This window comes from Pseudomonas sp. GW821-FHT01E05, assembly GCF_059422425.1.
The window spans coordinates 59,877-83,877 of the sequence record NZ_JBWKWW010000018.1 but is presented as its reverse complement, the minus strand read 5'-3'; the positions used below and the strand labels follow the sequence as shown (position 1 = coordinate 83,877).

Sequence of the window (24,001 nt, the reverse complement as noted above, 5' to 3'; positions counted from 1 at the left end):
CATCGCCGGCAAGCCGTGCTCCTACGGGTGTTCTCTGCGCGACCACAACAGGTTCTACGAACGGTTTCACTCCAGCATTTTCCCCAGCAACCAACTCCCCGCAGGCCCCGGCGGATGCAGGCGTGACCACAGTGCATCCACCGCCACCGGCCGTGGCCAGCCGCGCACGGTGAGTTCATGGAGCGAGCCTGCGCCAAAGCGGCCCACCAGCCAGCGCGGTAACGGTGCCCAGCCAAAACCGCCTTGAGCCATTTCCAGCAGCATCAAATAACTCGGTGCCGACCAGACCCGGCCTTGTGCGCGGGTTTCATACGGGTTGACGATGGTCGCCAGACGCAACTCGCGGTGTTGTTGCAAGGTGTCCTTGTCGACTCTTTGCAGCGCGGCCAGTGGATGCTCACGAGAGACAAACAAGGCGATTTCCGTGCGTTCGTCGACTGTCGAACTGGCAAGGTCCGCCGGATAGCTCGGCTGCATCTCGGCGAAGGCAATCTGCGCCCGGCCACGCTGGACCAGCGCCACCAGATCGTCGCATTCGGCGATCAGGCATTCGAGTTCCAGGTCCGGGTAACGCTGCTCGAACTCGCTCAAGCACGTCTCGAAACGGTCGGACTGCCAGGTGTCGGAAATGGCCACGGTCAGCTTCGGTTCGAAGCCTTGTGACAGCTGGCTGGCGGCCATTTCCAGCCGACTGGTCGCAGCCAGGATGTCTTCGGCACGTTGCAGCATCACATGCCCGGCGGGTGTCAGGCCGGGTTTGCGGCTGCTGCGATCGAACAGAATCACATCCAGATCGATTTCCAGGCTGGCGACGGCCGCGCTGATGGTCGACTGGCTCTTGCCCAGTTTGCGTGCGGCCGCAGAGAACGAGCCTTGGGTCGCGGCCTGGACAAAGGCCAGCAGCACTTCATGAGATGCCATGAACTATCGCCTTGATCGATGGTTATTGGTTATGAAGTATCGGGCTGGTGGGCAATGATGGCAACCATCGTTACCCAGAGAGTCTGATCATGAGTACCCAAAAATCCCTGACTGAACGGGTTTTCCAGGCCATTGGCTTTGAAGTCTTCGCGGTGCTGATGTGCACCCCACTGTTCGCCTGGTTGATGGATAAGCCATTGTTCGACATGGGCGTGGTGACCGTCGCCAACTGCTTTATCGCGCTGGGCTGGAACGTGCTCTTCAATGGCATGTTCGACCGCATGCGCGAGCGTTTCGCCATGGTCCAGAATGGCTGGACCCGCATGTTGCATGCGTTACTGTTCGAGGGCGGTCTGGTGGTCGTCAGCGTGCCGCTGGTGGCCTGGTGGCTGAACATCAGCCTGTTGCAGGCACTGATTCTGGACATCGGCGTGTTGCTGTTTTTCCTGCCGTACACCTACGTCTACCACTGGGCGTATGACGTGGTGCGCGAGAGGATGATGTTACGCCGAGAGCCATCTCGCGGATGACGCCTTCGCGGCTAGTCAGTCAAGCCGCTACGCGATCCGTAGCAGCTGCTGCAGGCTGCGTTCGGCTGCGCAGCGGTCGTAAAATCCGACACCGCGGTTTTTCAGGTTAACCGTGGAGGCAGGATTTACGACCGCTGCGCAGCCGAACGCAGGCTGCGCCAGCTGCTACAGGGGTTGTGCCGAGCCTGAAAAGGGCGATCAGATGTGGAAGTAACCCACGCAGGAATCGAACGGCAGGCGTTTGAGTTCGATCTTGTTCATGTCGAACACTTCACGCAGGGCTTTGGTTTCGCCCGGGAAGTTGCGATAGGCGACTTCGTCCAGCACCACGATGGCGCCTTTTGGCATGTACGGCAGGAAGGTTTCCAGCGCGACTTTGGTCGGCTCGTAGAGGTCGGTGTCGAGGATCAGCATGGCCACGACCAGGTCCGGCCGGGACTTGACGTACTCCGGTGCGGTTTTGCAGATGTCACCCTTGACCAGCTCGCAACGCGGGATGCGGTTGACCGGACGCAGCAAGTCGTTGGCGTCGATCATGTCCTGGATCAGCGACTGGTCGGTGTCGGAGAACATGTTCTCGTTGATGTCCGTCGGGTCTTCGTCCTTGTTGATGCTGGTGAAACCTTCGAAGGTGTCGAAACCGACGATCGAACGGTTGATCGCGTAGGGTTCCAGAATCATCGACAAGTGCATGTAGAGCATCAGCGAGTTGCCCTTGTACACGCCGCACTCAATGATCGCGCCCGGTATCTCGGCGACTTTCTTGAACAACTCCATGCGCGACAATGCTGCGGTCACGCCAATGCGGTTGGCGAACACGTATGGCGCATCGGCCACATACTCGGCGTCGACCCGTTTCAGGACGTTGGCACGGGTTTCGTTGTATTCGGTCTCGGCAGGCGTAAGGCGACGCTTGGTCATTATTTGGCTCCTGAAAAATTCGAGAAATCGTGGACGTGCAAATAGTCTTTGAAGCCGGCCCCGACATCCGGGCACTCGCTGTCGACATTGATTGCGCCGCGTTTGTGCTTGAGGTCATCGAGGTGCATCAGCCGGAAGTCCACGCTGAAGCGGGTCTGTTCGGTGTAGTTGGGGACGGTGCCATGCAGGTGCGAGCCAGAGAAAATCAGCATCTCGGCAGTGTTACCGGCGACGCGGATTTCCGATGAGGTGTTGATCTCTTCCAGCGGCACCGGGTGAACGCGGACTTCTTCTTTGACGTTGTCCTTGGCTCGCTCACGCTGTACGTTGATCCAGTCGGACAAACTCCACTGCGCCGAGGTGTTCTTCACCGGCACATCGAAGTAGCCCGGATTGATCATCATGGTCTGGTCCGGGGCGATGGTGTAAACCGGCATCCAGGTGTTGATCTGGCAGTCCACGCCGCCGTACCAGGTGTCCCGGTGCGGTTTGTAGGCATAACTGATGCCGGCGTGCAGGTAGTCGTAGTTCGGCACCACGCGGATGCGCGGCACATCGAAAATGTAGTCCTTGGGGTCGGCGCCAATTTCCAGGGTGAAGGCGCGAATCAGCTCCTTGACCTGCAGACTGTTGGTGAACTGGCCCTTGAGCCGGGTTACCTGGATGACGAATTCTTCGACCGGCATCAGCGTGTGCAGGGACTGGTGATCAGTCTCGCCGTCAAACGCCGCGGTGATGCTTTGCCGGGCGAATGCGCACAGTTCTTTGGCTGCGTTGAGCTGGGTGTTCAGGAAGATATCGCCAGCGTAGATGGCGCTTTTGAAGTCAGCTTTGTTCTGAAGCTGATTAATATACAAATTCACGGTTTCCCCCTCCTGAATACGTTGGGTCTCTAAAGAGTCGGCACAAAGGTAACAAACTGAAGTGCAATCCAGCGGATGCTGGAGCAAAAGGTCGTTAATACGCTGATTTTTCGACGAAATGCGTGTTGCGCTTGCCTGAGTCTGATTCGCTGGATAAAAAATCCCGAACCGATTGCCCGGTCCGGGATTTTTTCAGTTGTTGAGCGAGGCTTGGAACAACTGCGTAAACAGCCAATACAAACTGCCCGATAGCCCCAGCCGCAACGCGATCCGTAGCAGCTGCTACAGGGATTGTGCAAGCCCGCTTGACTCAATAATCCTGGCGCTTGCGAAATGCCCAACGCCCGGCCAGCACGGTAAAGGTCGCCACCAGTGCCACCAGAATCCAGAAGCCCTCGGGGTCGCCCGAGAGCGGGATGCCACCGACGTTCATGCCAAAGAAGCCGGCAATGATGTTGATCGGCAGCGCCAGCACAGTGACCACGGTCAGGGTGAACAGGGTGCGGTTGCTTTGTTCGTTGAGGTTGGCGGCGATTTCTTCTTGCAGCAGTTTGATGCGTTCGCCCAGGGCCGTGAGGTCGTTGATGATCAGCGCAAACTCCTCCGTGGACTTGCGCAGCTCCTTGACGTCCTCCTTCTGTAGCCACTGCGGTGGGCGGTTGAGCAGCCGCAGCAACGACCCCGGTTCAAGCGCCAACAAGCGTTGCAGGCGCACCAGCACCCGGCGGTTTGTACCCAGTTCGGCGCGGTTGGTGGACAGGCGCGAGGACAATAGCTGGTCTTCGATCTGGTCGACGCTGATGCTGGTTTTGCGCACGATCTGGGTCAGCACTTCGCCCTGATCACGCAGCAGATGTACCAGCAGTTCCAGTGGCGAGCGAAAGCGTTCACCGGCCTTGACCGAGGAACGCAGCTTGTCCACTGAGTGCAAGGGTTGCAGGCGGGCGCTGATGATCAGGCGGCTGCGGGCGCAGACCCACAGGGTCGAGATGTCCGAAGACACCATGCTGCTCAGGTTGAACACCACATCGTTGACCACTGCCAGCAGCGCCGTATCGACGTGTTCGATGCGTGTAGAACGTGAACCTTCATGCAGCGCTTCGAAGAATTCTTCTGGCAAATCCAGATGGGTTTTCATCCAGCGCTCGCAGGCGGCGTGGGCCAGGTTGAGGTGCAACCAGAGAAACTCGTCTGTGTCAGCGGGTTGTTTCAAGCATTCCAGAGCCTTGGCCGAATCGATTTCACGGCCGCGTTCGCCGGGGCGAAAACTGAAACCGTAGAGCAGGCCGAACAGATCAGAGTCGCGATGGCGTTGGTCGATACTGTGGTTCATGGAGTCTCGCTGGCGGGAGGTGCCTGTAGGACGTTTCACAGGCTCACTTGAACCGCATCATGGCAAGGCTGTTTGACGGTTTTGTGACAGTTTGGCGACGCGGGCGAGTGAGCGATGACCAGTGGTCGGAACCCTTTAAAGAATGCGAACAGCGCGCCGATCACGCTCACGTAATCTTTCGTGTTTTGGCCATAGGCCTGGTTGTTGGTGACAGGGATGTCTAGACGTCATGCATGCCCCTAGATGGCCTGCTTTATCCCTGTCATGAGATCCCACTCGATGTTTTTGCAAAAATCCCTGAGAGCTCAAATTCTGGCAATGCTGAGCGGCAGCTTGATTGCGATGCTGTTGATTGCTCTGGCGTGCTTTCACTTTCTCTCCAGCGGTGTTCAGAGCTATCACAATCTGATCGAAGGCCCGCTGCACACCTCACAACTGATCGATGAGGCCAACCTGCAATTCAAAGTTCAGGTACAGGAATGGAAAAACGTACTGCTGCGTGGCAAGCAGCCGGCTGACCTGGACAAGTACTGGACGCAGTTTGAAGATCGCCAACGCGATGTTCAGGGCATTCTTGGCCAGCTGGCCAGCCAACCTGGAATCGATGCACAGCTCAAGACACGCATCGAGCGACTGCGTGAGGAACACCGGGTCTTGGGCACGGCCTATCAGAAGGGCCGCGACGCTTATCTGGCGGCAGGTGCTGATCCAACGGCCGGAGACGCTGCGGTCAAAGGTGTGGACCGCGCCGCCAGCGAGCAAATGGGCGAGCTGGTCAACGAGTTACGCAAGCAAGGCACCGAGCAATCGACATTGATCAGCGCCAGCGCCGATCGCACGGTGCTGCTGGCAATTGTGGTGATGCTTGCTTCGGGCCTGTTGATCGGTCTGTTCAGCCTGTGGCTGGTCAACCGCCATCTGGTGGAGCCGATCCGCAAGCTGATCGAGTATGTGGCGCAACTCAGTCAGGGTCGCTTTGCCGAGCGGGTGGCGAGCAATCGTCAGGATGAGTTGGGCAAGCTGGCCGTTGCCGCCAATACACTGAGGGATTTTCTCGCAGAAACCTTCAGCCATTTGCAGCGCAGTGCCTCGGATCTGGACAGTGCCAGCGGTGAGCTGAATTCCATTGCAAGCCTCATGACCCACGGTACCAACGAGCAATTCAACCGCACCGATCAAGTCGCCACGGCGATGAACGAAATGTCCGCCACCGTTCAGGAAGTCGCCCGCCACGCCGCCGACGCGGCGCGGGCTGCCGATGATGCCGATCACTCTGCTCGGCAGGGCGAAAAGGTCATGCAGGGGACGATTCACACCATCACTCAAATGCGCGGTGAAATCGCCAATACCGCTACGGTTATCCGGCGTCTGGAGGCCGACAGCGGGCGCATCGGCAAGGTGCTGGAAGTGATTCGCGGGATCGCCGAACAGACCAACCTGCTGGCGCTCAACGCGGCCATCGAAGCGGCCCGTGCCGGTGAGGCCGGGCGTGGGTTTGCCGTGGTCGCGGATGAAGTGCGCAGCCTGGCTCAGCGCACTGCGGCGTCGATCATCGAGATCAATCAAATCATCCAGACCGTTCAAACCGGCGCAGTGGATGCGGCCCAGGCGATCGAGAGTGGCCAGTCGCGCAGTGAAGAAAGCGTCGAACAGGTCACTCAGGCCGGTGCGATGCTGGAGCGCATCACTGTGGCGGTGGAAGCGATTCGCGACATGAACCGCCAAATCGCCACCGCCGCCGAACAGCAGACCTCGGTCGCCGAAGATATTTCGCGCAACCTCACCGAGATCACCTGCATCGCCAGTACTAACCTGGATAACGTGCAGCGCACCGAAGCGGCGAGCCAGAATCTGCACGGGTTGTCGGGGCAACTGAACGAGGTGACTGCACGTCTGAGTGCATGACCGGGCACCTCCAGGCGTGATTGTGTATCGGCTCGGTATCCGGGCCGGTACACGATAAATCTCAAGCTTGTACCGCTTACGTCGATGAGGAGGTTATCCCTAGACTCACATGGATCAACCACCCATGGTCAGCGTCACTTCCGTTTCGATCAATCAGAGCCTTTCTACAACGTCCAGCAAAACCACGATCACTGACAGTGCCGACACCAGCAAGACCGACAGCACCTCGTCAACGGCAGCAGGTAGCTCAGCCACCTCAGGCTCATTGCAGACCGCTACTGCCGCGCTGTTGCAAGCCTTGCAGAGCTCGAGCAGCAGCACCTCGGGCTCGTTGGTCAGTACCTCGGCATAACGTCGGGAGCCGGCGGTGATCGAGCGCGAACGCGGGCTTTGTGTTTTGCGCTAAAACGCAAAAAAAACCACGCGACCCAAAGGTCGCGCGGCTTTTACAGTGTTCCCGTTACTTGTCTTGTTTGTTGCTCAGCACCTGACCGGTCCTGGCGTCCAGGTGCACGTCCCACTCAACACCTTTGGCGTCGCGTATTTCGACCTGGTAGACGTAATCCGCGCCTTTTTTCTCAAGCCCGGTGTCGGTGATGTTGGCTGCCGTAGCTCCTGGATGCTGGGCGAGGGCGGCCTGGTTGAGTTTTTCCAGGTCCATGATGCTGCCATCTTTGAGCAGACCCGGAATCAGATCCGGGCGCACGTCAGCCCGGGCCAGGCCGGCGGTCAGGGTCAAGGCAGCAGCGGCGAACAGGGCAGTCAACGTTTTCATGAGTTCTTTCCTTGGGGTGAACTGTTTAAGTGGGACCAGCGTAGTCCGCCGAACTTAATTCACCCTTAATTGCACCTCAGCGCTGACGGTTCCGTTCGCCCATTCCTGCATGGGGCGCTATACGCCCCGGCTCACGGCCGATTGATCATTTAATAGCCGTTAGCCTCAAGCAACTGCGCGACGCTGGCCGGCGCCGGGCGTTTGAAGTACTTGAGCAGCTCGCTGGCGCGGTTGGTGAAGATGCCATCAACGCCGGCGTCCATCACCTTCTTGTAATCCACCGGTTCGTCGATGGTGTAGGCATGCACCAACAGACCTTTGTCGTGAGTGAAGGTGTTCATCCACGGCTGCACCAGGTCCGAATAGCTTTGATCGCCACCTGTGGTCAGGGCTGCCGAAGGTCCTGTACCGATGGCGCCTTGAGCCTTGGCGTAGTTGACCCATTTCTCGAATTCGGCTTTGTCCCTGGGTTCCTGTCTGGCGTACCAGGCGGCCTTGTCCTTTTCACCGCTGGCGGCGAAGCTGACATTGGATTTGGGTTCGATACTGCCTTCACCGACCCACAGCAGAAGGATTTTCGGTACCTGCGGCATTTCCTTTTGCAGCAGTTCCAGGCTGCTCTTCTCGAAGGTTTGCAGCACGACCTTGCCTTTGCCCTGGCCGACCGCCAAATCGCTTTTCGCCAGTTTCGAGCCGGTCGGGCTCAACCAGCCACGGTCCTGCAATTTATCTTTCAGGTCACGTTCGATACCCGGAAACTGCTTTGGCTCTTTGGTTTCGATGTACAGCCCGGGTTGGTGCTGCGGGTTGCCTTGCGCGATATCGATGATTTCGTCGAGGGTCAGGATCTTCAGGCCCACATACGAGGGGCGCGCACGGTCCGGGTACGCCTTGTTGAACCAACTGCCGGCATCCAGGGTTTTCAGTTCGGCCAGGGTGAACTCGTTGGCCGGACTGTCCTTGCGCTCGGGAAATTTACTGGCAACGTCAGTGGTGCGTTGCAGGTTGTTGTCATGCAGGGCAAACAGCACACCGTCTTTGCTGCGTTGCAGGTCCATTTCCAGGTAGTCGGCACCCAGGTCACGCGCCAGTTTGTAGGAGGCCGCGGTTGATTCCGGCGCATCGAAGGATGCGCCACGGTGGGCAATGACCGCCGGGTGTGGAACACCTATGGCGCTGGCCAGAGCGGTCGGGCTCGGCTGGCTGGTGGCCTGTGCCTGGCCAAGGCCGAGCATAAGGCTCAGCAACAGGGCACTTTTGCGGAAGGTGACGGGCATATTCGAAGTCCTTTCATAGAGAGCGATGTCCAAGGATTACCTTTTAACAACTGAACGCCACTTGTGCTATCGCCATACCGACATTACGTGTGTCAGAGCCGGTATTTCAGTGCTTTTGTGCGGCTCTGTGCAGTACTCGTTGGCCCGGCAGTTAACGCCCCCCGACGCTCGACTATTTCTCAAACCGATAAGCGCGCTCAACCTTGCACACCCGTGTATGACAAGCCTCATACCAGGTCGAGCGCCCCTGCTCGCGGACCTCGGTGTGTTCGGCGTGATGTTTCCAGGCGAGGATTGCGGCCTCACTGGCCCAATAGGAAACAGTAATGCCGAGCCCGTCTTCACCGCGGGCTGACTCAACACCGAGAAATCCCGGTTGCTCGCGGGCCAGCTCGAGCATGCGCCCGGCGGCTTGCTCATAGCCTTGATCCCCCTCGGTTCGCAGGGACGTGAAAATCACCGCGTAGTAGGGCGTCGCTGGTGTCTTGGCGATCATGCCGGGTTCCCCGCGCAGGCGTTGAGAAATGCGCTGACCAGAGGCGGGGGCGTGCCGGCCAGTGCGGCGCGTTCGGGCTGAAATAACGTGGCGACGAAGAACGGATGACCGCGCAGCTCGACGCTCCTCAGATCACCCGCCGAGTCGTGTCCGGTGGCGTGCAGGCTTTGTGTCAGCAGCTGCGTTTCGAACTCGGGATTGACGCCGTACCGGCAGTGATAACCTTCGCGGATTTGCAGTGCGCCATAGGCGTTGGCGATCAACGAACCTTCGACCAGGCGGATACCGTCCACGGCCTCGACCAACGAGCAACTCAACGGCGTGACCAGGGCGCGGGCGGCGTCCGGTGAAGTCTCGCCATGCTCGGCATCGGCCCAGCCGAGCACGTTGCGCGCGTACTCAAGCACTGCGTGTTGAAAACCGCCGCAGGTCCCCAGAAAGGGTCGTTGTTGTTCGCGGGCATAACGGATGGCCAGGAGTGCGCCGTCCACATCGCGGTAAGGGCTGGCCGGCACACACCAGAAACCGTCGAAGACATTCAGCTGGGTGGCCGATGTGATGCTATCGGTGGGCAGCCACTCAAACTGCACCTTCATATCGGCGTTCTCGGCCGCCATGGTCAGCGCCAGCGGGATCGCCTGGTGAGCGATGACATCGCGGTTGTAGTCACCGATCAGAGCGATATGGATGAGGGGCTTATCTGAAGGGGTTTGCATGTGGTTCTCCTGGTGCGGCCAAGGCTTGTTGATTCCTGGAGCCCACTATAGATTGGCGCTCACGCAATCAATATTGGCGTTTACCCAAATGCTCAATGCATCAACGCACTATCAACTCGATTACCCGGACCTGTCGCTGATCCTGGCGCTGGTGCGTGGCGGCTCTCTGGCCCGTGCAGCAGCGCTGTTGAAGGTCGATGTGTCGACGGTATTTCGTGCGGTGCGCAGACTGGAAGCCGCCTTGGGTCAGGAGTTGTTCGAGAAAAGCCGCGCAGGCTATCTACCGAGCAGCATGGCGCAAGCCTTGGCCGAACAGGCTGAGCGTGCCGAGCAAGCGCTGGACGCGGCGCGCATTGGTGTGGAGCAAGGTGGGGAAGTTATCAGTGGCACGGTCCGCCTGACCTGCACCGATTCGGTCCTGCAAGGTTTGCTTTTGCCGGCACTGGCGCAGTTCATGCCGGCATATCCGGCCTTGACCATCGAATTGAGTACGTCCAACGATTTTGCCAACCTCAGCCGCCGCGACGCCGACATCGCTTTGCGCTTGACCTGCACACCGCCGCAGCATCTGGTCGGGCGGTGCCTGGGCTCGGTGTCGTACCGGGTTTGCGCCAGTGCGGCTTACCTGCAATCGGTCGACCCCAGTGACCTGGCCAGGCTTGCCTGGATCGCCCCGGATGACTTCCTGCCGGATCATCCAACCGTGGCCTGGCGTCGTCAGCAGTTGCCCGGCGTGCTGCCCAATTACCGCTGCAACAGCATGCTGTCGGTCACCGAACTGGTGCGTGCCGGGTTGGGCGTCGCGGCGCTGCCGGACTTCCTGATCGGTGAATCGGGACTGCAAGCCTTGAGTGAGCCCCTGCACGGTTACGACACCAGTCTATGGCTGCTGACCCGCCCGGACTGCCGCACCTTGCGCTCGGTGGTGACGCTGTTCGATGAACTGGCGCGCAGCGTCCGTTTGCCTTAGTTCTGCTCCTCCGGCGCGATGGGTTCAAACCTTGGGCTCATCCTTGCGCACAAAATGCTGATGCATTTCGGAGGTCAGGTTTTCGATGCGCTCGGTCAGGGTCTTGGTCATCTCGGTCAAACGGGTGTTTTGCTCAAGTAATTCCAGTAGTTGTGCTGTGGTCTGGGCGGCTTGTACCTGCCGTTCGGCGTTGGCAAGGGCAAGGGTTTCACGGTGCAGGGCATCCGCATCGGAATGGGCTTTGTCCCGTGCCGCCTGGCGAGTTTGAGCGAGCAGAATCAGCGGCGCGGCATAGGCTGCCTGGAGGCTGAAAGCCAGGTTCAGCAGGATGAACGGATAGACATCGAAATTCGTCAGTCCAGCCAGGTTGACGCCAATCCAGAGTGCGACAATCAGTGTTTGCGCGCCGAGGAAGGTCGGCGTCCCGAAAAAACGGGCAAAGGCTTCAGCCTTCAAGGCAAAACTGTCAGTGCCGAAGGTCGGCGCCAGATGGGCGTGAGGGCGGTGAAAGCGCAGGTGATCGACTTCAGAGCCAGGCTCTGCTTCGGGTTTGACTGAGTTCATAGTGCTCTCTGCAATGCCGTGGGACTGGGGTCTACTATAGCCCCGAGTACCCACGATTGAGGAAATCCTCTAAGGGCATCCAGTGGGCTTGTGCCAGACGGGCAATCGCGGGTTCTCTGACCGGGTCGCTCGTGGCAACGTTGATTTTGTTGCGCCCGGTGATTTTCGCGGCGTACAGCGCTTTGTCCGCCTCGTTGAGCCATATCGCGGCATCCTCGAACTGTAACTGGTAAGCGGCAAGACCAATGCTCAAGCTCACCTCAAGCTCAGGGATCTCCTGGCTGCGGTAGTTGCTGAAGACTTCACGCAAGCGTTCCACGAACTCCCTGGCTTGCTCCAGAGGCATGTCCGGCAAAATGTAGGAGCAGCCGGTCGACGCTCGATTGCTCCGGGCGGCGCTCCGACGATGGACCTGAGGGCGACGCGTTTATCCAGCAAACACGCGTTATCGTTAACGTCATCGCGAGCAATCGAGCGTCGACCGGCTGCTCCTACAAGGGGCAGCGTTCGCTTAACTGACTTGATTGCCAGCTGGTAACACACCGTGCCTACCGCCAGCGGGTAGAGCGTCAGCATCGGCAGGCAGGCATAGACCTGAAGCGTACTGGTTGTCAGGGGCGAAGGCCGCCCCCAGCAGAGCAGGCGAGGAAGGGCCCCAGGGAATCCTCCCCGGGTGGACGGGACTACAGCTGATAGCAGGCCAGGAACATATCCATTGCAGACGCTACAACGGTGGTCTGCATCTCGGGTGACAGCACTGGCTGGTTCATGGAGATTTGTGGCCAGAAGGCGAATGCCTTGATCAGCCCCTGCACCTGTTGCGCGGCGAAACACGGGTCGACGGGTTTCAACCTGCCGTCGGCCTGGGCCGCGCGAATCCACACGGTGAGGCTCTCTTCACGCTCTCCCAGCCTGGCGACCATATCCTGGGCCCGTTCGGGGGAGTGGATCGTGGCGGCAATTGCCACACGCGCCAGGTCGAGGAGGTTGTTGTCCGCCAGCATGTGCAGTTTGGCCCGCAACAACACTTCCAGCTGCTCGCGTAGCGGCAGATCACTGCGGTAGATCGTGTCCTGCTGGGTGCTGATGCTGGTCCATAATTTATTCAGGATCTCGGCGAACAGCTCTTCCTTGCTGGGGAAGTGGTTGTACACCGTGCGCTTCGAAACGCCGGCCGTGGCGGCTATCTTGTCCATGCTGGTGATGTCGAAACCGTTGGTCCGGAATTCGACAATGGCCGCCTGGACGATGGCTTCGCGTTTTCGGTCGGTGAGGCGCAGTGCAGCTGTCATAAATAGGCTTCGGCGGGTGAAATGAAAATTACACTTCGCAGTTTACTTATTCTCTCGTTTGTTGCAATCTTGAAACTACACTGTGCAGTGTAATTGCGCGGTAAAAAATAGAGTTTGCGGCTAATGCGTGCATGCGTTGGCCAGTTATCGTCCAACAACGGAGCACCGGAACCTCACCGGTTTCCTTGGAGTCACCTCAATCATGGCCACTCTCTCATCTCGCGCTGACAGCGCCCCCAGCCTCAAAGGCTCTTTGCGGGACGAAGGTCATTACCGCAACCCTGTAGCAGTGCCGCGCGAAGGCTTTCGCAAAACCTTGCGGATTTTCTGGAACATGCTGTTCCACAAACCGCGCAACACTCGCCCGGCCGGGGTTATCCCTGTACAAGCCTTGACCCGCGAAGCACTGTTGGCTGCGCCAAATCACAGCGTGTTCCGTCTCGGCCATTCGACCGTGCTGCTCAAATTGCACGACAAGTTCTGGCTGACCGACCCGGTCTTCGCCGAGCGCGCATCGCCGGTGCAGTGGGCCGGCCCACGGCGCTTCCATCAGCCACCCATCAGCCTGGAAGAACTGCCACCGATTGAGGCGGTGATCCTGTCCCACGATCATTACGACCACCTCGATCATCAGTCCATTCTCAAACTGGCCGACAAAACCAGATACTTCCTCGCGCCGCTGGGTGTGGGCGATACCTTGATCAAATGGGGGATCGACGCCAGCAAGGTGCGCCAACTGGATTGGTGGCAGGGCACTGAAGTGGATGGCATTCGCTTCATCGCCACACCATCCCAGCATTTTTCCGGACGCGGCCTGTTCGATGGCAACAGTACACTGTGGGCGTCCTGGGTCATGATCGATGGCGATACACGGATCTTCTTCAGCGGCGACACCGGCTATTTCGATGGTTTCAAACGCATCGGCGAGCAGTACGGCCCGTTTGATTTGACGCTGATGGAAACCGGCGCCTACAACGTCGAATGGCCGCATATTCATATGCAGCCAGAGCAAACCCTCCAGGCGCATATCGACCTCAAAGGTCGCTGGTTACTGCCGATCCACAACGGCACGTTCGATCTGTCGATGCACGCCTGGCACGAACCCTTCGACCGCATCCTGGCCCTGGCCTGGGAGCGAAATATCGCCATCACCACACCGCAAATGGGTGAAGCGTTCAACCTGACACAACCCCAGCGTGGACGGGCGTGGTGGCTGGAGGTGGAGAGTGTGCCGTGCTCGGAGCACAACGCGCTGACCTGACAGGCTGCGCGTCTGGTTGAATAGTCATACACGTGAAGAGGAAAGGGGCTCGGGGGGCTATCCCGAGCCCTGCCCTAGGCTGACCGAGAGAGTGAAATAATCCCTCATCCTTCAGCATTTACGGGACGTCTATTCATGAATGGAACTCTGAAATATCACTTCACCGCACTCATCCGGATGACTGCGCTAAATGCGTTACCTGGACGCATTGATTGCTGATGTTGCATCACCTGCGATTTTCGTCGCGCCCTTGTCCGGTTACCCGGGCATCACAGTGCCTTCAGGCATAGACGCTGACGGTTTGCCAACCTCGGTTTTCTTTTATGGTGAGCGCTGGATCGACGCCAGGCTCCTGGCACTTGCCTATAGCTATGAGCAAGCCTCTCTGGCATGGCAGGCCCCGGCCTTCAAGCAGCAATAGTTCGTCGATCGAAGCCTGCCGCCAACCGCGGAGCCGGCTTCTGTTCGTATCGGTGTTCACTCAATCATCGCGTAATCAGCCCGCCCGACCGGATCAGGTGTCGTGCCTTTGATGTTCATGCCTCTGCCCGGCGCAAAGCCCGGGAAAAACACCAGACCTTGCGCTTCCAGCCGATAGGCCAGGGCCAGGCGAGTGACGTCCAGCAACTCCCCTTGGGCTTCAAACCGCTGGATGGCGGCTATTGAAACCCCTGATTCCTGAGATAACTGCTCCAGGCTCCAGCCCAATAGCTCGCGGGCCTGTGCGCAGTGTTCGGGGGTGAATTGATGAAGGGCGATACGTTCGAGGGTGATTTTCATCGCAAGAGAGGCCATGGTTTTCTCCGGGGTTCGAGAGTGGCGATTCAATAAAATACTGTGTTTTTGTACAGTTGTTTTATGCCCGGATCAAACTCATTTTTTGATCGATTCTATTTTTTCTCGCTCAGGCAGGGTTTACATCGGTTTGCTGGTGGTGATGGTCGGTCTGTGGGTGAAGTGAGTTTGATTGGGCATCAGAGGTCGGAAAATTCGCCCGGTTACCTCTGCTTCGCCAATTTTCAGCGCTGCCTCGCCGTAAGAGCTGACAGTCGACTACGATATTTTATGTAAGACCCTAAAAGCTCAATTGACGTTTAACAATAAAAGCAACAATTGGACGTCAGCTTCCTGATTTCAATACGCGCAAAGGTTGCGTTTTAAAGGCAAGCAGGCGGTGTGCACCACAACGTTTTTTCCAGGGAATGGCATCATGAAGAGACTACGTCTGCTGTGTACCCTGATCGGTTTTATCAGTTTGCCGGTCCTGGCCGATATGGCATCGTCAAACAAAGATGCCTTCGTGGCTAACCTGATAGAGCAGATGACCCTGGAAGAAAAGGTCGGCCAACTACGGCTGATCGCTATTGATGACATCATGACTCCCGAAAGGATGCGCCAAGAGATCACTGCCGGGCGAGTCGGTGGTATGTTCGGTTCTGTGACCCGTTACAAAAACCGCCCCATGCAGGACGCGGCTCAACGTAGCCGCCTGAAAATACCAGTGTTTTTCGGCTGGGACGTGATACACGGTCATCGAACCATTTTTCCCATTGGCCTGGCATTGGCCTCCAGCTGGGATATGGACGCTATCGAGTTGAGCGGTCGCACGGCGGCGAAAGAAGCCAGTGCGGACGGTGTCGATTTGACCTTTGCACCGACGATAGATATCGCCCGTGATCCTCGTTGGGGGCGCACATCCGAAGGCTTCGGTGAAGACACCTATCTGGTTTCCCGCATTGCCAAAGTGATGGTTCAGGCCTATCAGGGCAAAAGCCCGAATGCACCCGACAGCATCATGGCCAGCGCTAAACATTTTGCGTTGTATGGTGCTGTCGAGGGGGGACGCGACTACAACAGCGTCGACATGGGCCTGGCCAGGATGTACCAGGACTACCTGCCACCTTATCGTTCGGCGATTGATGGTGGCGCGGGAGCGGTCATGGTGGCGCTTAACTCGATAAATGGTGTGCCAGCAGCTTCCAATACATGGTTGATGCAAGACCTGCTTCGCAAAGCCTGGGGCTTCAAGGGCCTGGTCATCAGCGACCATAGTGCGATAACCGAGTTGGTTCAGCATGGTGTTGCGAAGGATGACCGCGACGCTGCCAGACTCGCAATCAGGGCTGGCATTGATATGAGCATGAACGATTCCTCCTATGGTCAGGAGCTACCAGGACTGCTTAGGTCTGGCGCTATTTCTCAGAGCGATATTGATAACGCAGTGCGGGAAGTACTGGGGGCCAAGTACGACATGGGGCTGTTCGAAGACCCTTACCGGCGCATCGGCGTTGCCAGTGACGACCCCGTTGATATCAACGCCGAAAACCGTCTGCACAGAACGCAAGCCCGTGAAGTGGCACGCAAGACGTTGGTGCTGCTGAAGAATGAAAATGGGCTCTTGCCGCTAAAAAAAGAGGGAACGATCGCACTTATTGGCCCGCTGGCAAAAAGTACCGTCGACATCATGGGCAGTTGGTCTGCAAGCGGCATGGCCTCGCAATCCGTGACGATCTACGACGGGCTGAAAAGCGCGATGAACAAGGGCTCGCTGATCTATGCCCGAGGAGCCAATCTCACGGAGGATCAGGAGGTTGTTAAATACCTGGGAGTGTCCGAAGTCGAGAACGACTCTCGTCCGGCAGCAGAAATGATTGATGAAGCAGTCAAGGCCGCACAGCGAGCCGATGTTGTGATTGCCGTGGTGGGTGAGCCTCGTAGTATGTCTCATGAAGCGGCAAGCCGAACCAGCCTGGATCTGCCAGGGCGCCAGAGTGAATTGATCGCCGCCCTGAAAACTACCGGCAAACCGCTGATACTGGTATTGATGAACGGCCGTCCACTGTCCATCGGCAAGGAGCAGGACCAGGCCGATGCGGTTCTGGAAACCTGGTACAGCGGCTCTGAGGGGGGTAACGCCATTGCCGATGTAGTGTTCGGTGACTACAACCCGTCCGGCAAGCTACCCATCACCTTTCCGCGTTCCGTGGGGCAGATCCCGAGTTACTACAGCCACTTGAACACCGGTCGCCCCTACATACCGGGTGGGCCTCGCAACTACACTTCTCAATATTTCGATCAATCCTATGGTCCGCTTTATCCCTTCGGCTATGGACTGAGCTACACCGATTTCAGCCTGTCCGAAGTAACCCTGTCGGCTCCAACACTCAAGAGCAATGGCAACGTCGATGCCAGCATCACGGTGCGAAACATCGGCAAGCGCGACGGCGAAACGGTCGTTCAACTGTATATCCGAGAGGTCGTTGCATCCGTCAGTCGTCCCGTCAAAGAACTTAAAAACTTTCAAAAAATCATGCTGAAGGCCGGGGAGGAGAAAGCTGTCCACTTCACCATTGATGAGAGCGATTTGAAGTTCTTCAACACACAGTTGAAATACGCCGCCGAGCCGGGCGAGTTCCGGGTGCAAATCGGTCTGGATTCTCAGGATGTGAAAGAGCAGAGTTTTGAGCTGCTGTAGGCTTGAGGCAAACGCTACACCCCCTGTAGGAGCCGAGCTTGCTCCGGGCGGCGTTCCGACGATGGACTCAAGGGCAGCGCATTCATTCAGAAAATACGCGTTATCGTTAACGTCCATCGCGAGCAAGCTCGGCTCCTACAGGGGGTGTAGCGGCAGTGGCCTCTCTTTTTGGGCTGACTACTTCGCCTCCAACCCCGGCGCTTCACGAATGATGAAGTGGTCGAGGTTCTCAATGTCGCCGCTGAACACTCCGAAGGTCTGCTCGGGGTTTTTCTTGCTCGGTACTTGCTTCAACTCCGGCGTCACGCCATAGAAGAAGCAATACAGGTCCCGCTCGCTGCCAATGGCGTTCTTGATCTCCTCCAGGAAGGCTTTGCGTTTGCGGTAGTTCTCAATCAGGTGTTTGCTCAGGTAAACGTTCACTGAGTAAGGCTTCTTCTCGACCCAGACCTTCTTCTCGAAATCGATCCGGAAGCTGGTTTTGTAGTCTTTGATCTCTTTGATCTTGCCCCAGTAAATCAGCCCTTTGTTGTCTTGCAGGTATTCAATCTTCTTGAAGAACGACCAGTAGGACGCTGTCTGTTCACCGATCTTGAGCGGCATGCTTTTGAGCCGCTCCTTGTCATCGATGTTCGACACAAAGCATTCCACCGGATGGGCAAATACGCTGGTCTTGTCCGGCGCTGTTTCACGGGGCGCGTGCTCCGTGGTGGTGTTCGCAGACGGCGTCTTCAGCTCATCCTGTGGAGAGGCAACATCTGTCGCCGGACTGGATGGCTTGCGCACATATTGGCGACGGGTGAGCAGCAACTCCGACGGGAAATGTTCCTCCCGATCGTTATCGCCCTCGGCATCCAGCCCCGAGGCCAAAGCTTTAGGACTGAGGTAAGGGCAGCCATCAACGTGCCGGGTGCTGGGCACATTCTTGAAGTGCGGCGTCCTTATATAGTTGACGTTCTTCGCATTGAACGTACCCAACACATTCTGTGCATCGAACGCCGCCCGGCATGCATCGTTAGGGCATTGAAAGCTTTCCCTGGCCGAATCGAATGCCATCGTCTCGTCGAAATTCAAATCCCGCACGTCATAGATCGACAGCTTTTCATCGAGGCTGAGGCAGTAGGCTTTGTCGAATTTCATTCGCTTGCTGATCCTGAGAGGGGATGGCCTATTAATAGCGGGTGGGGCTGTGGGGTGCACCAACTCTTTCACGTTCGTTGCCAGTGCCGGATGGGATGAACTCGCCAATGGACAAGGGCCAATACCTTAACTAGCGTTGTGCACGGGTGGCCGCGCTCCCTTCCTTGTCATGAGGTGTGTAGTTGCGCACTGTCCGTCGTTAGCCGTGCCAACAAGGAGGTCGGGGGTGTCTGGATCGGTCGTGCTGGACGCGATTCTCGGGATGCTAAGGCCTGGTGCGCAATGACACCTTGCTTGCAGCGGGTATGCAGATGGCCAGCAATCTCGTGAAAGACAACTCGCCAGCTACGCTCGATCAGCTAGCAAAGCCGATCCGCAGCCCAAGCCTTGAGCGCTTTGAAACCAGAGACATCGAAATCAGGGACTTCATTTCAGGGAGCGCAACATGCCGAACAACTGGCCCGCCGAGATTGAGCACGTCGTCGTGCTGATGATGGAAAACCGTTCCTTCGATCATTTACTGGGTGATTACAAAAGCATCAATCCTGCGTGCGATGGCATCGACCGCAACGCCCCAAGCACCAACCCGCTGACGTTGGCCAGTGGCAGTTCGATCGTGATCACTCAAACGCCGGAATTGCCGGATTACTTCAGTCTGTGGGCACCGCCCGCGCCTTCACCACCGGCAACGCCTGCGAAAGACAGCGAAGGTTTCGACCTTGGCCATGAGTTCGTCGATGTAGTGAAGCAACTGGATGTGTCACTCAAGACCAGCCTGAGCGCACCCAAGCTCAATGGCTTTGCGCAGGACGCCTATGACAAGGCCCGCACCGACCTTAAAATTTACAAAACCTGGTCCCAATCCATGGCTCAGCGGGCGATGAACTACATCCCGTTCGGTGCCACGCCGGCGGCCGATCCGCTGCCAGCGATCCAGGGACTGGCGCGTCATTTTACGGTGTGCGACCGTTGGTTTGCGTCGGTGCCGGGTCCGACCTGGCCGAACCGTTTTTTCGCCATGCTTGGCAGTAGCAACGGCCGCGTGCTGATGCCGTCCACGGGCACGGTGCTGGCCGGTATCAAAAGCCTGATAGCGCAATTTGGTGGTGACAGTATTTTTTCGTTGCTGCGGGACAAGGGCCACGATGTGCGCATCTACTCCGACGGCGCGATCCCGCTGGCGGCGTTGGTCAAGGGTGGTTTGCAGCATCTGGGCATCGACGACTTCAAATCGGATGTCGCCGCTAACAAACTCCCCGAACTGTCCTGGATCGAGCCGAGCTATGGCCTGCTCAACGGCAAGCTCGGCCCCAACGTGTCGCATCATCCACCGGAAGACCTGCGCTTCGGCGATCAGTTTGTCGGTGATGTGTTCAACGCGTTGTCGGCCAACACAGACCTGTGGAACAAGACGTTGTTCGTGCTGCTGTACGACGAGCACGGCGGCTTCCATGACCATGTGGTGCCGCCGACCTGTGTTTCGCCCAGCGCAACATCCGATGTCGACTGGCCCAATCCCTTCACCCGACTCGGCATTCGTGTGCCGGCGATCCTCGCATCGCCGTGGCTGAAACCGGGTTTGATTCCCTGGACGGGCACACTCCAGGCGCAGCATTACGATCACACCAGCCTGCTGGCCTTTCTTTGCGATCATTTCAAATTACCGCGCAGCGCCCTTGGTCCACGGGTGGTGGCGGCCCAGCACTTCGGTGATGCGCCGATCTGGCGCAGCGCCGCGAGCGTGACTGCAGCGCTGCAACTGGCACCCACCGCGCTGCCAAGCCGCGCCGGTCTGCCATTGATCGAGTCTACACTTGCGACCCTCAGCCGGCAGGTGGTGGACAGCGCCACGGGGTACCTCGACGGTCTTGATCCGGAGCAAGTCTGGAAGAACAGCGCCCAAGGCGTCAGCAGTTTTCTCGACAACCGCACCCGGGCACTGGTTGATCCCGGACAAGCCGCCCTCACGTCCGCCGTGCCGAGTGCGAACAACCTGGAGGCGAAGCTGCGTCGCCTGCAGGACCTGATGGTCACCGCGTACAGCCAACCCGCCCCGGCTCCAGCCGCTGCGCAGCCCGTCAGCAAAGCCTTGCAGGCAGAGCCGGGGCCGGGTGTTGCGCCCTCGCGACTGCGAGTCCTGTGCCTGCCCGGTGTGGGATTTACCCAGACAGCCAGCGGGCAGGGCGGCACCGACGCGAACTGGCAGGCACAATGGCGTACGCTGATCCGCAGCCAACTGGCACAGAACGGTCGCGTGATCGATGATCAGGACATCGACTTTCTACCCTTCGATGACCAACTCAAGGAGGGGCCGGATTTCGCCCAGATCACCCGAGGCCTGGCGATGTTGCGGGCAGACGCCAGTGGCAAGGCCGACGAGACCTTCGGCAGTTGGGGCCTGCCGGTCAATCAGATGCTGCGCAGCACCGTCGGCGCCATCGTGCAATGGATCGAAGACGCCGATTTGCGCACCGCACTGACCCAGCACCTGCTGGCGAAGATCGACGCGTTCGACCCGCAGATCATCTTCGCCCAAGGGCTGGGCAGCCTGATCGGATACGACGCCTTGCGCCGTTCGGTGGCCAAAAAAGGCTCGGCGCTCAAGCGCATCGATGGCCGGGTGTTCGTCAGCTTCGGCTCACCCATCGCGCTGCCGCTGGTGATGCGCGAAGTGTGGGGCGGGCGGGTCATGCGCTTGAGCGATAACGGTCGAGGCATCCGCCGCTGGTTCCACCTTTATAACCCCAACGACGGCTTGCTGACCCGGCCGATCACTTCGCCGGACTCGGCGCGCATCGACCTGCAAACCGAGTTCAGCGTGCCGCTGCGTGATGACCTGCTCGACCTCAATCACGCCGCGCAAGCCTACTTGTCGGCACCCGCCAGCCAGACCAGCCTCTGGCCGCAACTGGCCCGCGACGTGGTGGCGGCGCGCATCCTGGAAGTACCGGCGTTCCTCTCTCGCAGCGGCCAACGTAAACGCCGCGCCCTGGTGGTCGGCATCGACGATTACCCCGACCCGAGCGCACGCCTCGACGGCTGCATCAACGACACCTACCTGATCAGCCGCATGCTCCAGGAAAGCGGCTACGACGCCGGCGACATTCGTTTGCTGCATGACGCCCGAGCCACCCAGGCGAACTTTGTCGAACGCCTGGAATGGCTGGTGGAAGGCGCCCGCGCTGGAGACGAGCGGGTGCTGTTCTATTCCGGCCACGGCACCCAACTGCCGGCCTACAGCAGCAGCGGCGAAGCCGACCGCATGGACGAAACCCTGGTGCTCTACGACTTCGATTGGGATGACGAGAGCACACATTTCACCGACAAACTGTTCCGCCAGTTCTACAGCCATCTGCCCTTTGACCCGAACGGCCACGGCGCCAAACTCACCGTCATGTTCGACTGCTGCTACGCCGGCGGCATGACCCGCGGCACCGGCCGCGTACGCGGCATCACCCCACCCAGCGACATTCGCCACCGCATGCTGCGCTGGGACCCCTACGCCGGCGACTGGGACCGTCGGGTGTATGCGGCCGACAGCGACGGCCGCGACTTCGGCGCACATACCGCCGACAGCAAATCCAGCGTACTCACCCGCACCCGCAGCACCCAAGGCGCCGCTACCGGCCTGCGCCCCGAGAAAAAAAACCAACTGCTGCGCCAGGGCAAACTCTACGGCCACCATGGCCCCTACATGCCCCTGATGCTCTACGCCGCCCGGGAAAACGAAAAAGCCAGCGAATACCAGGTCGGCGCCAACAGCTATGGCGCCTTCACCTACGCCTTGGTGGAACAACTGCGCAGACTTCATCAAGAAGACGCGAGTCTGGGGTTTGATCAACTGATCGACCGAGTCACCAGCGTCCTGAGTGCACGGTCGTTGGGGCAGACACCGGAGATCGTCGGGCCGAGCGGGGTGAGGGAAGCGCTGTGTCCTTGGCGGATTAGTGGGTTGGGGAGGTGACCTCGTAGCCTTTGTTGTAGCCAAAGAAAAGGGCCGCAGGATATTCCTGCGGCCCTGATAACACCGGGATTTCCAAATCCGACGCAGATCCCCTGTAGGAGCGAGCTTGCTCGCGATGGCGTCGGTGAATATGCCGCATAAACAAGGTCCGCCACCTGAATTTCAGGCAGCGGATTTTGTTATTTCAGCAACAAACAATCAAAACCCTCGCAGAACCCGTGACGCCTTTCTCCACCAGGATTCACGTTGATTGAACGGATCATCCACCAGCACACAAGGCATATCCCGCAACCGAATCCACGGCTCATCCTGCCAATGCAGCATGCAGAGCGACATCTTCGGCCAGTCCAGCACACTCAATATTGGCCGCTCTACTGCCCGCAACGGCCGCGCATCACGCAATGCCGGCACCACCTGGTGCGTCAGCCACTCGCGCAACAGCCGATACTCCGGGCAATAGTGATAAACCAATAACGCATACACACCTGACTCGCTCAGCATCAAGCGTTCTTCCGCAGCGCCGTGAGCATCTACCAGCATCATTTGCCGCTGGTCTGCATCGAGCTTGCGCGACATGCGCTCGTCGAGGTACTTGCCCATCAAACGCCCCAGATCATGAGCACAAAACCAGACCTGGTTTTCCAGCAGAAGGGCATGGAGGTGAATGTTATGACGGATGAAAAGGGTAGATATGAGTGGTTCAGACATGACGGGCCTCCTGGGATGGAAGCACTGGAATTGCTGTGCGGGTACGGCGGATCACCTTCATCGCGAAGGTCAGATTTTTAGGCATTTCCTTTACCTCTGGCTGCTTTCTTAGGGCATTCGTTATGGGTGCCGGGAGCTAAGAAACCCACCAGAGACGGGCCGGACATATTCCCCTTTCGGGTCTTGTATTCGCCCACTCCCGACATAACGGGGATTTTCTCGCAGGCGTAGAGAAACCGCTGGCGAAAAAAAACCGCATGGCTGTCGGGTGCGGAGGACCGCTCTGGTTAAGGCGTTTCTTAGGCGCCGAATCGAAAGCCTAGAGACACAATTGAATGCGGTCAACCCTACAAATCGGTAACCGTCCGGCCAGCACAACTTCCTACAGGCCGAGTTCCGCTGTTTGCTTGGTGATAACTTCGTAGAAGGGCTTGAATGGCAACGTCTTCCTTACGGATCCGCCAGCCTTCACTACCTTCCTGGCGACAGTCTAGTTTGTAAGGACCAACTGCGAGCTGTTAATAGTCATAGCTACTTCGGACTGACTTGACCACAGTCCGGAGCGGCGTGATCGGTCATCAGCCAAAGGGTGTACTTCGTGAACCGAGGATGGTTCGCCACCTTGCAAAGTGCCCCGTACCCCATCTCAAACATCGAGGATTCGTACTTTTTGTAAGTGCTAATGCTGATGCCCACCAATTCGCAAAACTCAGATTGGGTCACCCCCTCCTGACGCCGGATCGCCTTCAGCTTAATCGCCAAATCCATGTTTTATCCTCTTGACAGGTTCCTATATGGGGTACACAATTGGTTCCTAAATAGGAACTTATCTCCCTGTGTATGACAGAGAGGTTAACAAAATGCAGATCACCATTGACACGCCGTACGTG

23 protein-coding genes are annotated in these 24,001 nt (G+C 58.3%); 8 read left to right on the top strand and 15 right to left on the bottom strand.

Annotation, left to right across the window (positions count from 1 at the left end):
• Nucleotides 1–66: 66 nt before the first annotated feature.
• Nucleotides 67–921 (bottom strand): LysR family transcriptional regulator, encoded by an 855-nt coding sequence (locus AC07W5_RS28095; protein ID WP_495024729.1) that lies wholly within the window; start codon nt 919–921, stop codon nt 67–69.
• An 89-nt stretch (nt 922–1,010) separates the two neighbouring features.
• Between AC07W5_RS28095 and AC07W5_RS28090 the strand changes: the two genes are divergently transcribed.
• Nucleotides 1,011–1,451, top strand: a complete 441-nt coding sequence (locus AC07W5_RS28090; protein ID WP_495024728.1) for a multidrug/biocide efflux PACE transporter — start codon at nt 1,011–1,013, stop codon at nt 1,449–1,451.
• A gap of 198 nt (nt 1,452–1,649) precedes the next feature.
• Here the strand turns inward: AC07W5_RS28090 and AC07W5_RS28085 are convergent, their stop codons facing one another.
• From AC07W5_RS28085 to AC07W5_RS28075, 3 genes are all read right to left on the bottom strand, one after another.
• Nucleotides 1,650–2,372, bottom strand: a complete 723-nt coding sequence (locus AC07W5_RS28085; protein ID WP_494992705.1) for a TylF/MycF/NovP-related O-methyltransferase — start codon at nt 2,370–2,372, stop codon at nt 1,650–1,652.
• The gene (locus AC07W5_RS28080) at nt 2,372–3,235 is read right to left on the bottom strand and encodes a 2OG-Fe(II) oxygenase family protein (protein ID WP_495024727.1); all 864 of its coding nucleotides are present in this window, start codon (nt 3,233–3,235) and stop codon (nt 2,372–2,374) included. The genes AC07W5_RS28085 and AC07W5_RS28080 overlap by 1 nt, the downstream gene beginning before the upstream one ends.
• A 310-nt stretch (nt 3,236–3,545) precedes the next feature.
• The gene (locus tag AC07W5_RS28075; RefSeq protein ID WP_494992707.1) at nt 3,546–4,568 is read right to left on the bottom strand and encodes a transporter; all 1,023 of its coding nucleotides are present in this window, start codon (nt 4,566–4,568) and stop codon (nt 3,546–3,548) included.
• Between the two features lie 279 nt (nt 4,569–4,847).
• Here AC07W5_RS28075 and AC07W5_RS28070 point away from each other — a divergent pair, with 279 nt between their 5' ends.
• Together AC07W5_RS28070 and AC07W5_RS28065 are read left to right on the top strand one after the other, a co-directional pair.
• Entirely contained in the window at nt 4,848–6,473 is a 1,626-nt protein-coding gene (locus tag AC07W5_RS28070) for a methyl-accepting chemotaxis protein (protein WP_495024726.1), read from the top strand.
• A gap of 124 nt (nt 6,474–6,597) precedes the next feature.
• Nucleotides 6,598–6,825 carry a hypothetical protein gene (locus AC07W5_RS28065; protein ID WP_495024725.1) on the top strand — a complete coding sequence of 76 codons (228 nt, stop codon included), beginning with the start codon at nt 6,598–6,600 and terminating at the stop codon, nt 6,823–6,825.
• A gap of 108 nt (nt 6,826–6,933) precedes the next feature.
• Here AC07W5_RS28065 and AC07W5_RS28060 read toward each other — a convergent pair whose 3' ends face one another.
• From AC07W5_RS28060 to AC07W5_RS28045, 4 genes are all read right to left on the bottom strand, one after another.
• Complete coding sequence (locus AC07W5_RS28060; RefSeq protein ID WP_495024724.1) at nt 6,934–7,248, bottom strand: PepSY domain-containing protein; 315 nt, start codon at nt 7,246–7,248, stop codon at nt 6,934–6,936.
• A 149-nt stretch (nt 7,249–7,397) separates the two neighbouring features.
• Nucleotides 7,398–8,525, bottom strand: a complete 1,128-nt coding sequence (locus tag AC07W5_RS28055) for a glycerophosphodiester phosphodiesterase (protein ID WP_495024723.1) — start codon at nt 8,523–8,525, stop codon at nt 7,398–7,400.
• 172 nt (nt 8,526–8,697) lie between these two features.
• Nucleotides 8,698–9,021 (bottom strand): antibiotic biosynthesis monooxygenase family protein, encoded by a 324-nt coding sequence (locus AC07W5_RS28050; protein WP_494992710.1) that lies wholly within the window; start codon nt 9,019–9,021, stop codon nt 8,698–8,700.
• Nucleotides 9,018–9,737 carry a CTP synthase C-terminal region-related (seleno)protein gene (locus AC07W5_RS28045; protein WP_495024722.1) on the bottom strand — a complete coding sequence of 240 codons (720 nt, stop codon included), beginning with the start codon at nt 9,735–9,737 and terminating at the stop codon, nt 9,018–9,020. The genes AC07W5_RS28050 and AC07W5_RS28045 overlap by 4 nt, the downstream gene beginning before the upstream one ends.
• A gap of 25 nt (nt 9,738–9,762) precedes the next feature.
• Here AC07W5_RS28045 and AC07W5_RS28040 point away from each other — a divergent pair, with 25 nt between their 5' ends.
• Entirely contained in the window at nt 9,763–10,707 is a 945-nt protein-coding gene (locus AC07W5_RS28040) for a LysR family transcriptional regulator (RefSeq protein ID WP_495024739.1), read from the top strand.
• 24 nt (nt 10,708–10,731) lie between these two features.
• Here the strand turns inward: AC07W5_RS28040 and AC07W5_RS28035 are convergent, their stop codons facing one another.
• From AC07W5_RS28035 to AC07W5_RS28025, 3 genes are all read right to left on the bottom strand, one after another.
• Nucleotides 10,732–11,271, bottom strand: coding sequence for a DUF1003 domain-containing protein (locus AC07W5_RS28035; RefSeq protein ID WP_494992712.1), 540 nt, complete (start codon nt 11,269–11,271; stop codon nt 10,732–10,734).
• Nucleotides 11,272–11,305: 34 nt separating this feature from the next.
• Nucleotides 11,306–11,617, bottom strand: coding sequence for a diguanylate cyclase domain-containing protein (locus tag AC07W5_RS28030; RefSeq protein ID WP_495024721.1), 312 nt, complete (start codon nt 11,615–11,617; stop codon nt 11,306–11,308).
• A 337-nt stretch (nt 11,618–11,954) separates the two neighbouring features.
• A complete protein-coding gene (locus AC07W5_RS28025; protein WP_494992713.1) occupies nt 11,955–12,563 on the bottom strand; it encodes a TetR/AcrR family transcriptional regulator in 609 nt (202 codons plus the stop codon).
• A gap of 202 nt (nt 12,564–12,765) precedes the next feature.
• Here AC07W5_RS28025 and AC07W5_RS28020 point away from each other — a divergent pair, with 202 nt between their 5' ends.
• On the top strand, nt 12,766–13,824 hold the full coding sequence (locus tag AC07W5_RS28020) for an MBL fold metallo-hydrolase (RefSeq protein ID WP_495013521.1): 1,059 nt from the start codon (nt 12,766–12,768) through the stop codon (nt 13,822–13,824).
• Nucleotides 13,825–14,014: 190 nt separating this feature from the next.
• Entirely contained in the window at nt 14,015–14,245 is a 231-nt protein-coding gene (locus AC07W5_RS28015; RefSeq protein ID WP_495024720.1) for a hypothetical protein, read from the top strand.
• 56 nt (nt 14,246–14,301) lie between these two features.
• On the opposite strand, the gene AC07W5_RS28010 is transcribed toward AC07W5_RS28015, so the two are convergent.
• Nucleotides 14,302–14,619 (bottom strand): helix-turn-helix domain-containing protein, encoded by a 318-nt coding sequence (locus AC07W5_RS28010; RefSeq protein ID WP_494992715.1) that lies wholly within the window; start codon nt 14,617–14,619, stop codon nt 14,302–14,304.
• A gap of 415 nt (nt 14,620–15,034) precedes the next feature.
• On the opposite strand from AC07W5_RS28010, the gene bglX reads away from it, so the two are divergent.
• A complete protein-coding gene (bglX, locus tag AC07W5_RS28005; RefSeq protein WP_495024738.1) occupies nt 15,035–17,299 on the top strand; it encodes a beta-glucosidase BglX in 2,265 nt (754 codons plus the stop codon).
• Between the two features lie 177 nt (nt 17,300–17,476).
• On the opposite strand, the gene AC07W5_RS28000 is transcribed toward bglX, so the two are convergent.
• Nucleotides 17,477–18,439, bottom strand: a complete 963-nt coding sequence (locus AC07W5_RS28000; RefSeq protein ID WP_495024719.1) for a hypothetical protein — start codon at nt 18,437–18,439, stop codon at nt 17,477–17,479.
• 445 nt (nt 18,440–18,884) lie between these two features.
• Here AC07W5_RS28000 and AC07W5_RS27995 point away from each other — a divergent pair, with 445 nt between their 5' ends.
• Nucleotides 18,885–22,403 (top strand): alkaline phosphatase family protein, encoded by a 3,519-nt coding sequence (locus AC07W5_RS27995; protein WP_495024718.1) that lies wholly within the window; start codon nt 18,885–18,887, stop codon nt 22,401–22,403.
• Nucleotides 22,404–22,601: 198 nt separating this feature from the next.
• On the opposite strand, the gene AC07W5_RS27990 is transcribed toward AC07W5_RS27995, so the two are convergent.
• Entirely contained in the window at nt 22,602–23,111 is a 510-nt protein-coding gene (locus AC07W5_RS27990; protein WP_495024717.1) for a BRO-N domain-containing protein, read from the bottom strand.
• A 531-nt stretch (nt 23,112–23,642) separates the two neighbouring features.
• On the bottom strand, nt 23,643–23,879 hold the full coding sequence (locus AC07W5_RS27985; RefSeq protein ID WP_495024716.1) for a helix-turn-helix domain-containing protein: 237 nt from the start codon (nt 23,877–23,879) through the stop codon (nt 23,643–23,645).
• Nucleotides 23,880–24,001: the final 122 nt, after the last annotated feature.

Excerpts from the sequence above, each read along its gene's own strand:
- AC07W5_RS28055 (WP_495024723.1), bottom strand. The coding sequence starts at position 8,525 with ATGCCCGTCACCTTCCGCAAAAGTGCCCTGTTGCTGAGCCTTATGCTC.
- AC07W5_RS28030 (WP_495024721.1), bottom strand. The coding sequence starts at position 11,617 with ATGCCTCTGGAGCAAGCCAGGGAGTTCGTGGAACGCTTGCGTGAAGTC.
- AC07W5_RS28050 (WP_494992710.1), bottom strand. The coding sequence starts at position 9,021 with ATGATCGCCAAGACACCAGCGACGCCCTACTACGCGGTGATTTTCACG.
- AC07W5_RS28015 (WP_495024720.1), top strand. The coding sequence starts at position 14,015 with ATGCGTTACCTGGACGCATTGATTGCTGATGTTGCATCACCTGCGATT.
- AC07W5_RS28065 (WP_495024725.1), top strand. The coding sequence starts at position 6,598 with ATGGTCAGCGTCACTTCCGTTTCGATCAATCAGAGCCTTTCTACAACG.
- AC07W5_RS28045 (WP_495024722.1), bottom strand. The coding sequence starts at position 9,737 with ATGCAAACCCCTTCAGATAAGCCCCTCATCCATATCGCTCTGATCGGT.
- AC07W5_RS27990 (WP_495024717.1), bottom strand. The coding sequence starts at position 23,111 with ATGTCTGAACCACTCATATCTACCCTTTTCATCCGTCATAACATTCAC.
- bglX (WP_495024738.1), top strand. The coding sequence starts at position 15,035 with ATGAAGAGACTACGTCTGCTGTGTACCCTGATCGGTTTTATCAGTTTG.
- AC07W5_RS28000 (WP_495024719.1), bottom strand. The coding sequence starts at position 18,439 with ATGAAATTCGACAAAGCCTACTGCCTCAGCCTCGATGAAAAGCTGTCG.
- AC07W5_RS28035 (WP_494992712.1), bottom strand. The coding sequence starts at position 11,271 with ATGAACTCAGTCAAACCCGAAGCAGAGCCTGGCTCTGAAGTCGATCAC.
- AC07W5_RS28075 (WP_494992707.1), bottom strand. The coding sequence starts at position 4,568 with ATGAACCACAGTATCGACCAACGCCATCGCGACTCTGATCTGTTCGGC.
- AC07W5_RS28060 (WP_495024724.1), bottom strand. The coding sequence starts at position 7,248 with ATGAAAACGTTGACTGCCCTGTTCGCCGCTGCTGCCTTGACCCTGACC.
- AC07W5_RS28070 (WP_495024726.1), top strand. The coding sequence starts at position 4,848 with ATGTTTTTGCAAAAATCCCTGAGAGCTCAAATTCTGGCAATGCTGAGC.
- AC07W5_RS27985 (WP_495024716.1), bottom strand. The coding sequence starts at position 23,879 with ATGGATTTGGCGATTAAGCTGAAGGCGATCCGGCGTCAGGAGGGGGTG.
- AC07W5_RS27995 (WP_495024718.1), top strand. The coding sequence starts at position 18,885 with ATGCCGAACAACTGGCCCGCCGAGATTGAGCACGTCGTCGTGCTGATG.
- AC07W5_RS28085 (WP_494992705.1), bottom strand. The coding sequence starts at position 2,372 with ATGACCAAGCGTCGCCTTACGCCTGCCGAGACCGAATACAACGAAACC.
- AC07W5_RS28010 (WP_494992715.1), bottom strand. The coding sequence starts at position 14,619 with ATGGCCTCTCTTGCGATGAAAATCACCCTCGAACGTATCGCCCTTCAT.
- AC07W5_RS28095 (WP_495024729.1), bottom strand. The coding sequence starts at position 921 with ATGGCATCTCATGAAGTGCTGCTGGCCTTTGTCCAGGCCGCGACCCAA.
- AC07W5_RS28025 (WP_494992713.1), bottom strand. The coding sequence starts at position 12,563 with ATGACAGCTGCACTGCGCCTCACCGACCGAAAACGCGAAGCCATCGTC.
- AC07W5_RS28090 (WP_495024728.1), top strand. The coding sequence starts at position 1,011 with ATGAGTACCCAAAAATCCCTGACTGAACGGGTTTTCCAGGCCATTGGC.
- AC07W5_RS28020 (WP_495013521.1), top strand. The coding sequence starts at position 12,766 with ATGGCCACTCTCTCATCTCGCGCTGACAGCGCCCCCAGCCTCAAAGGC.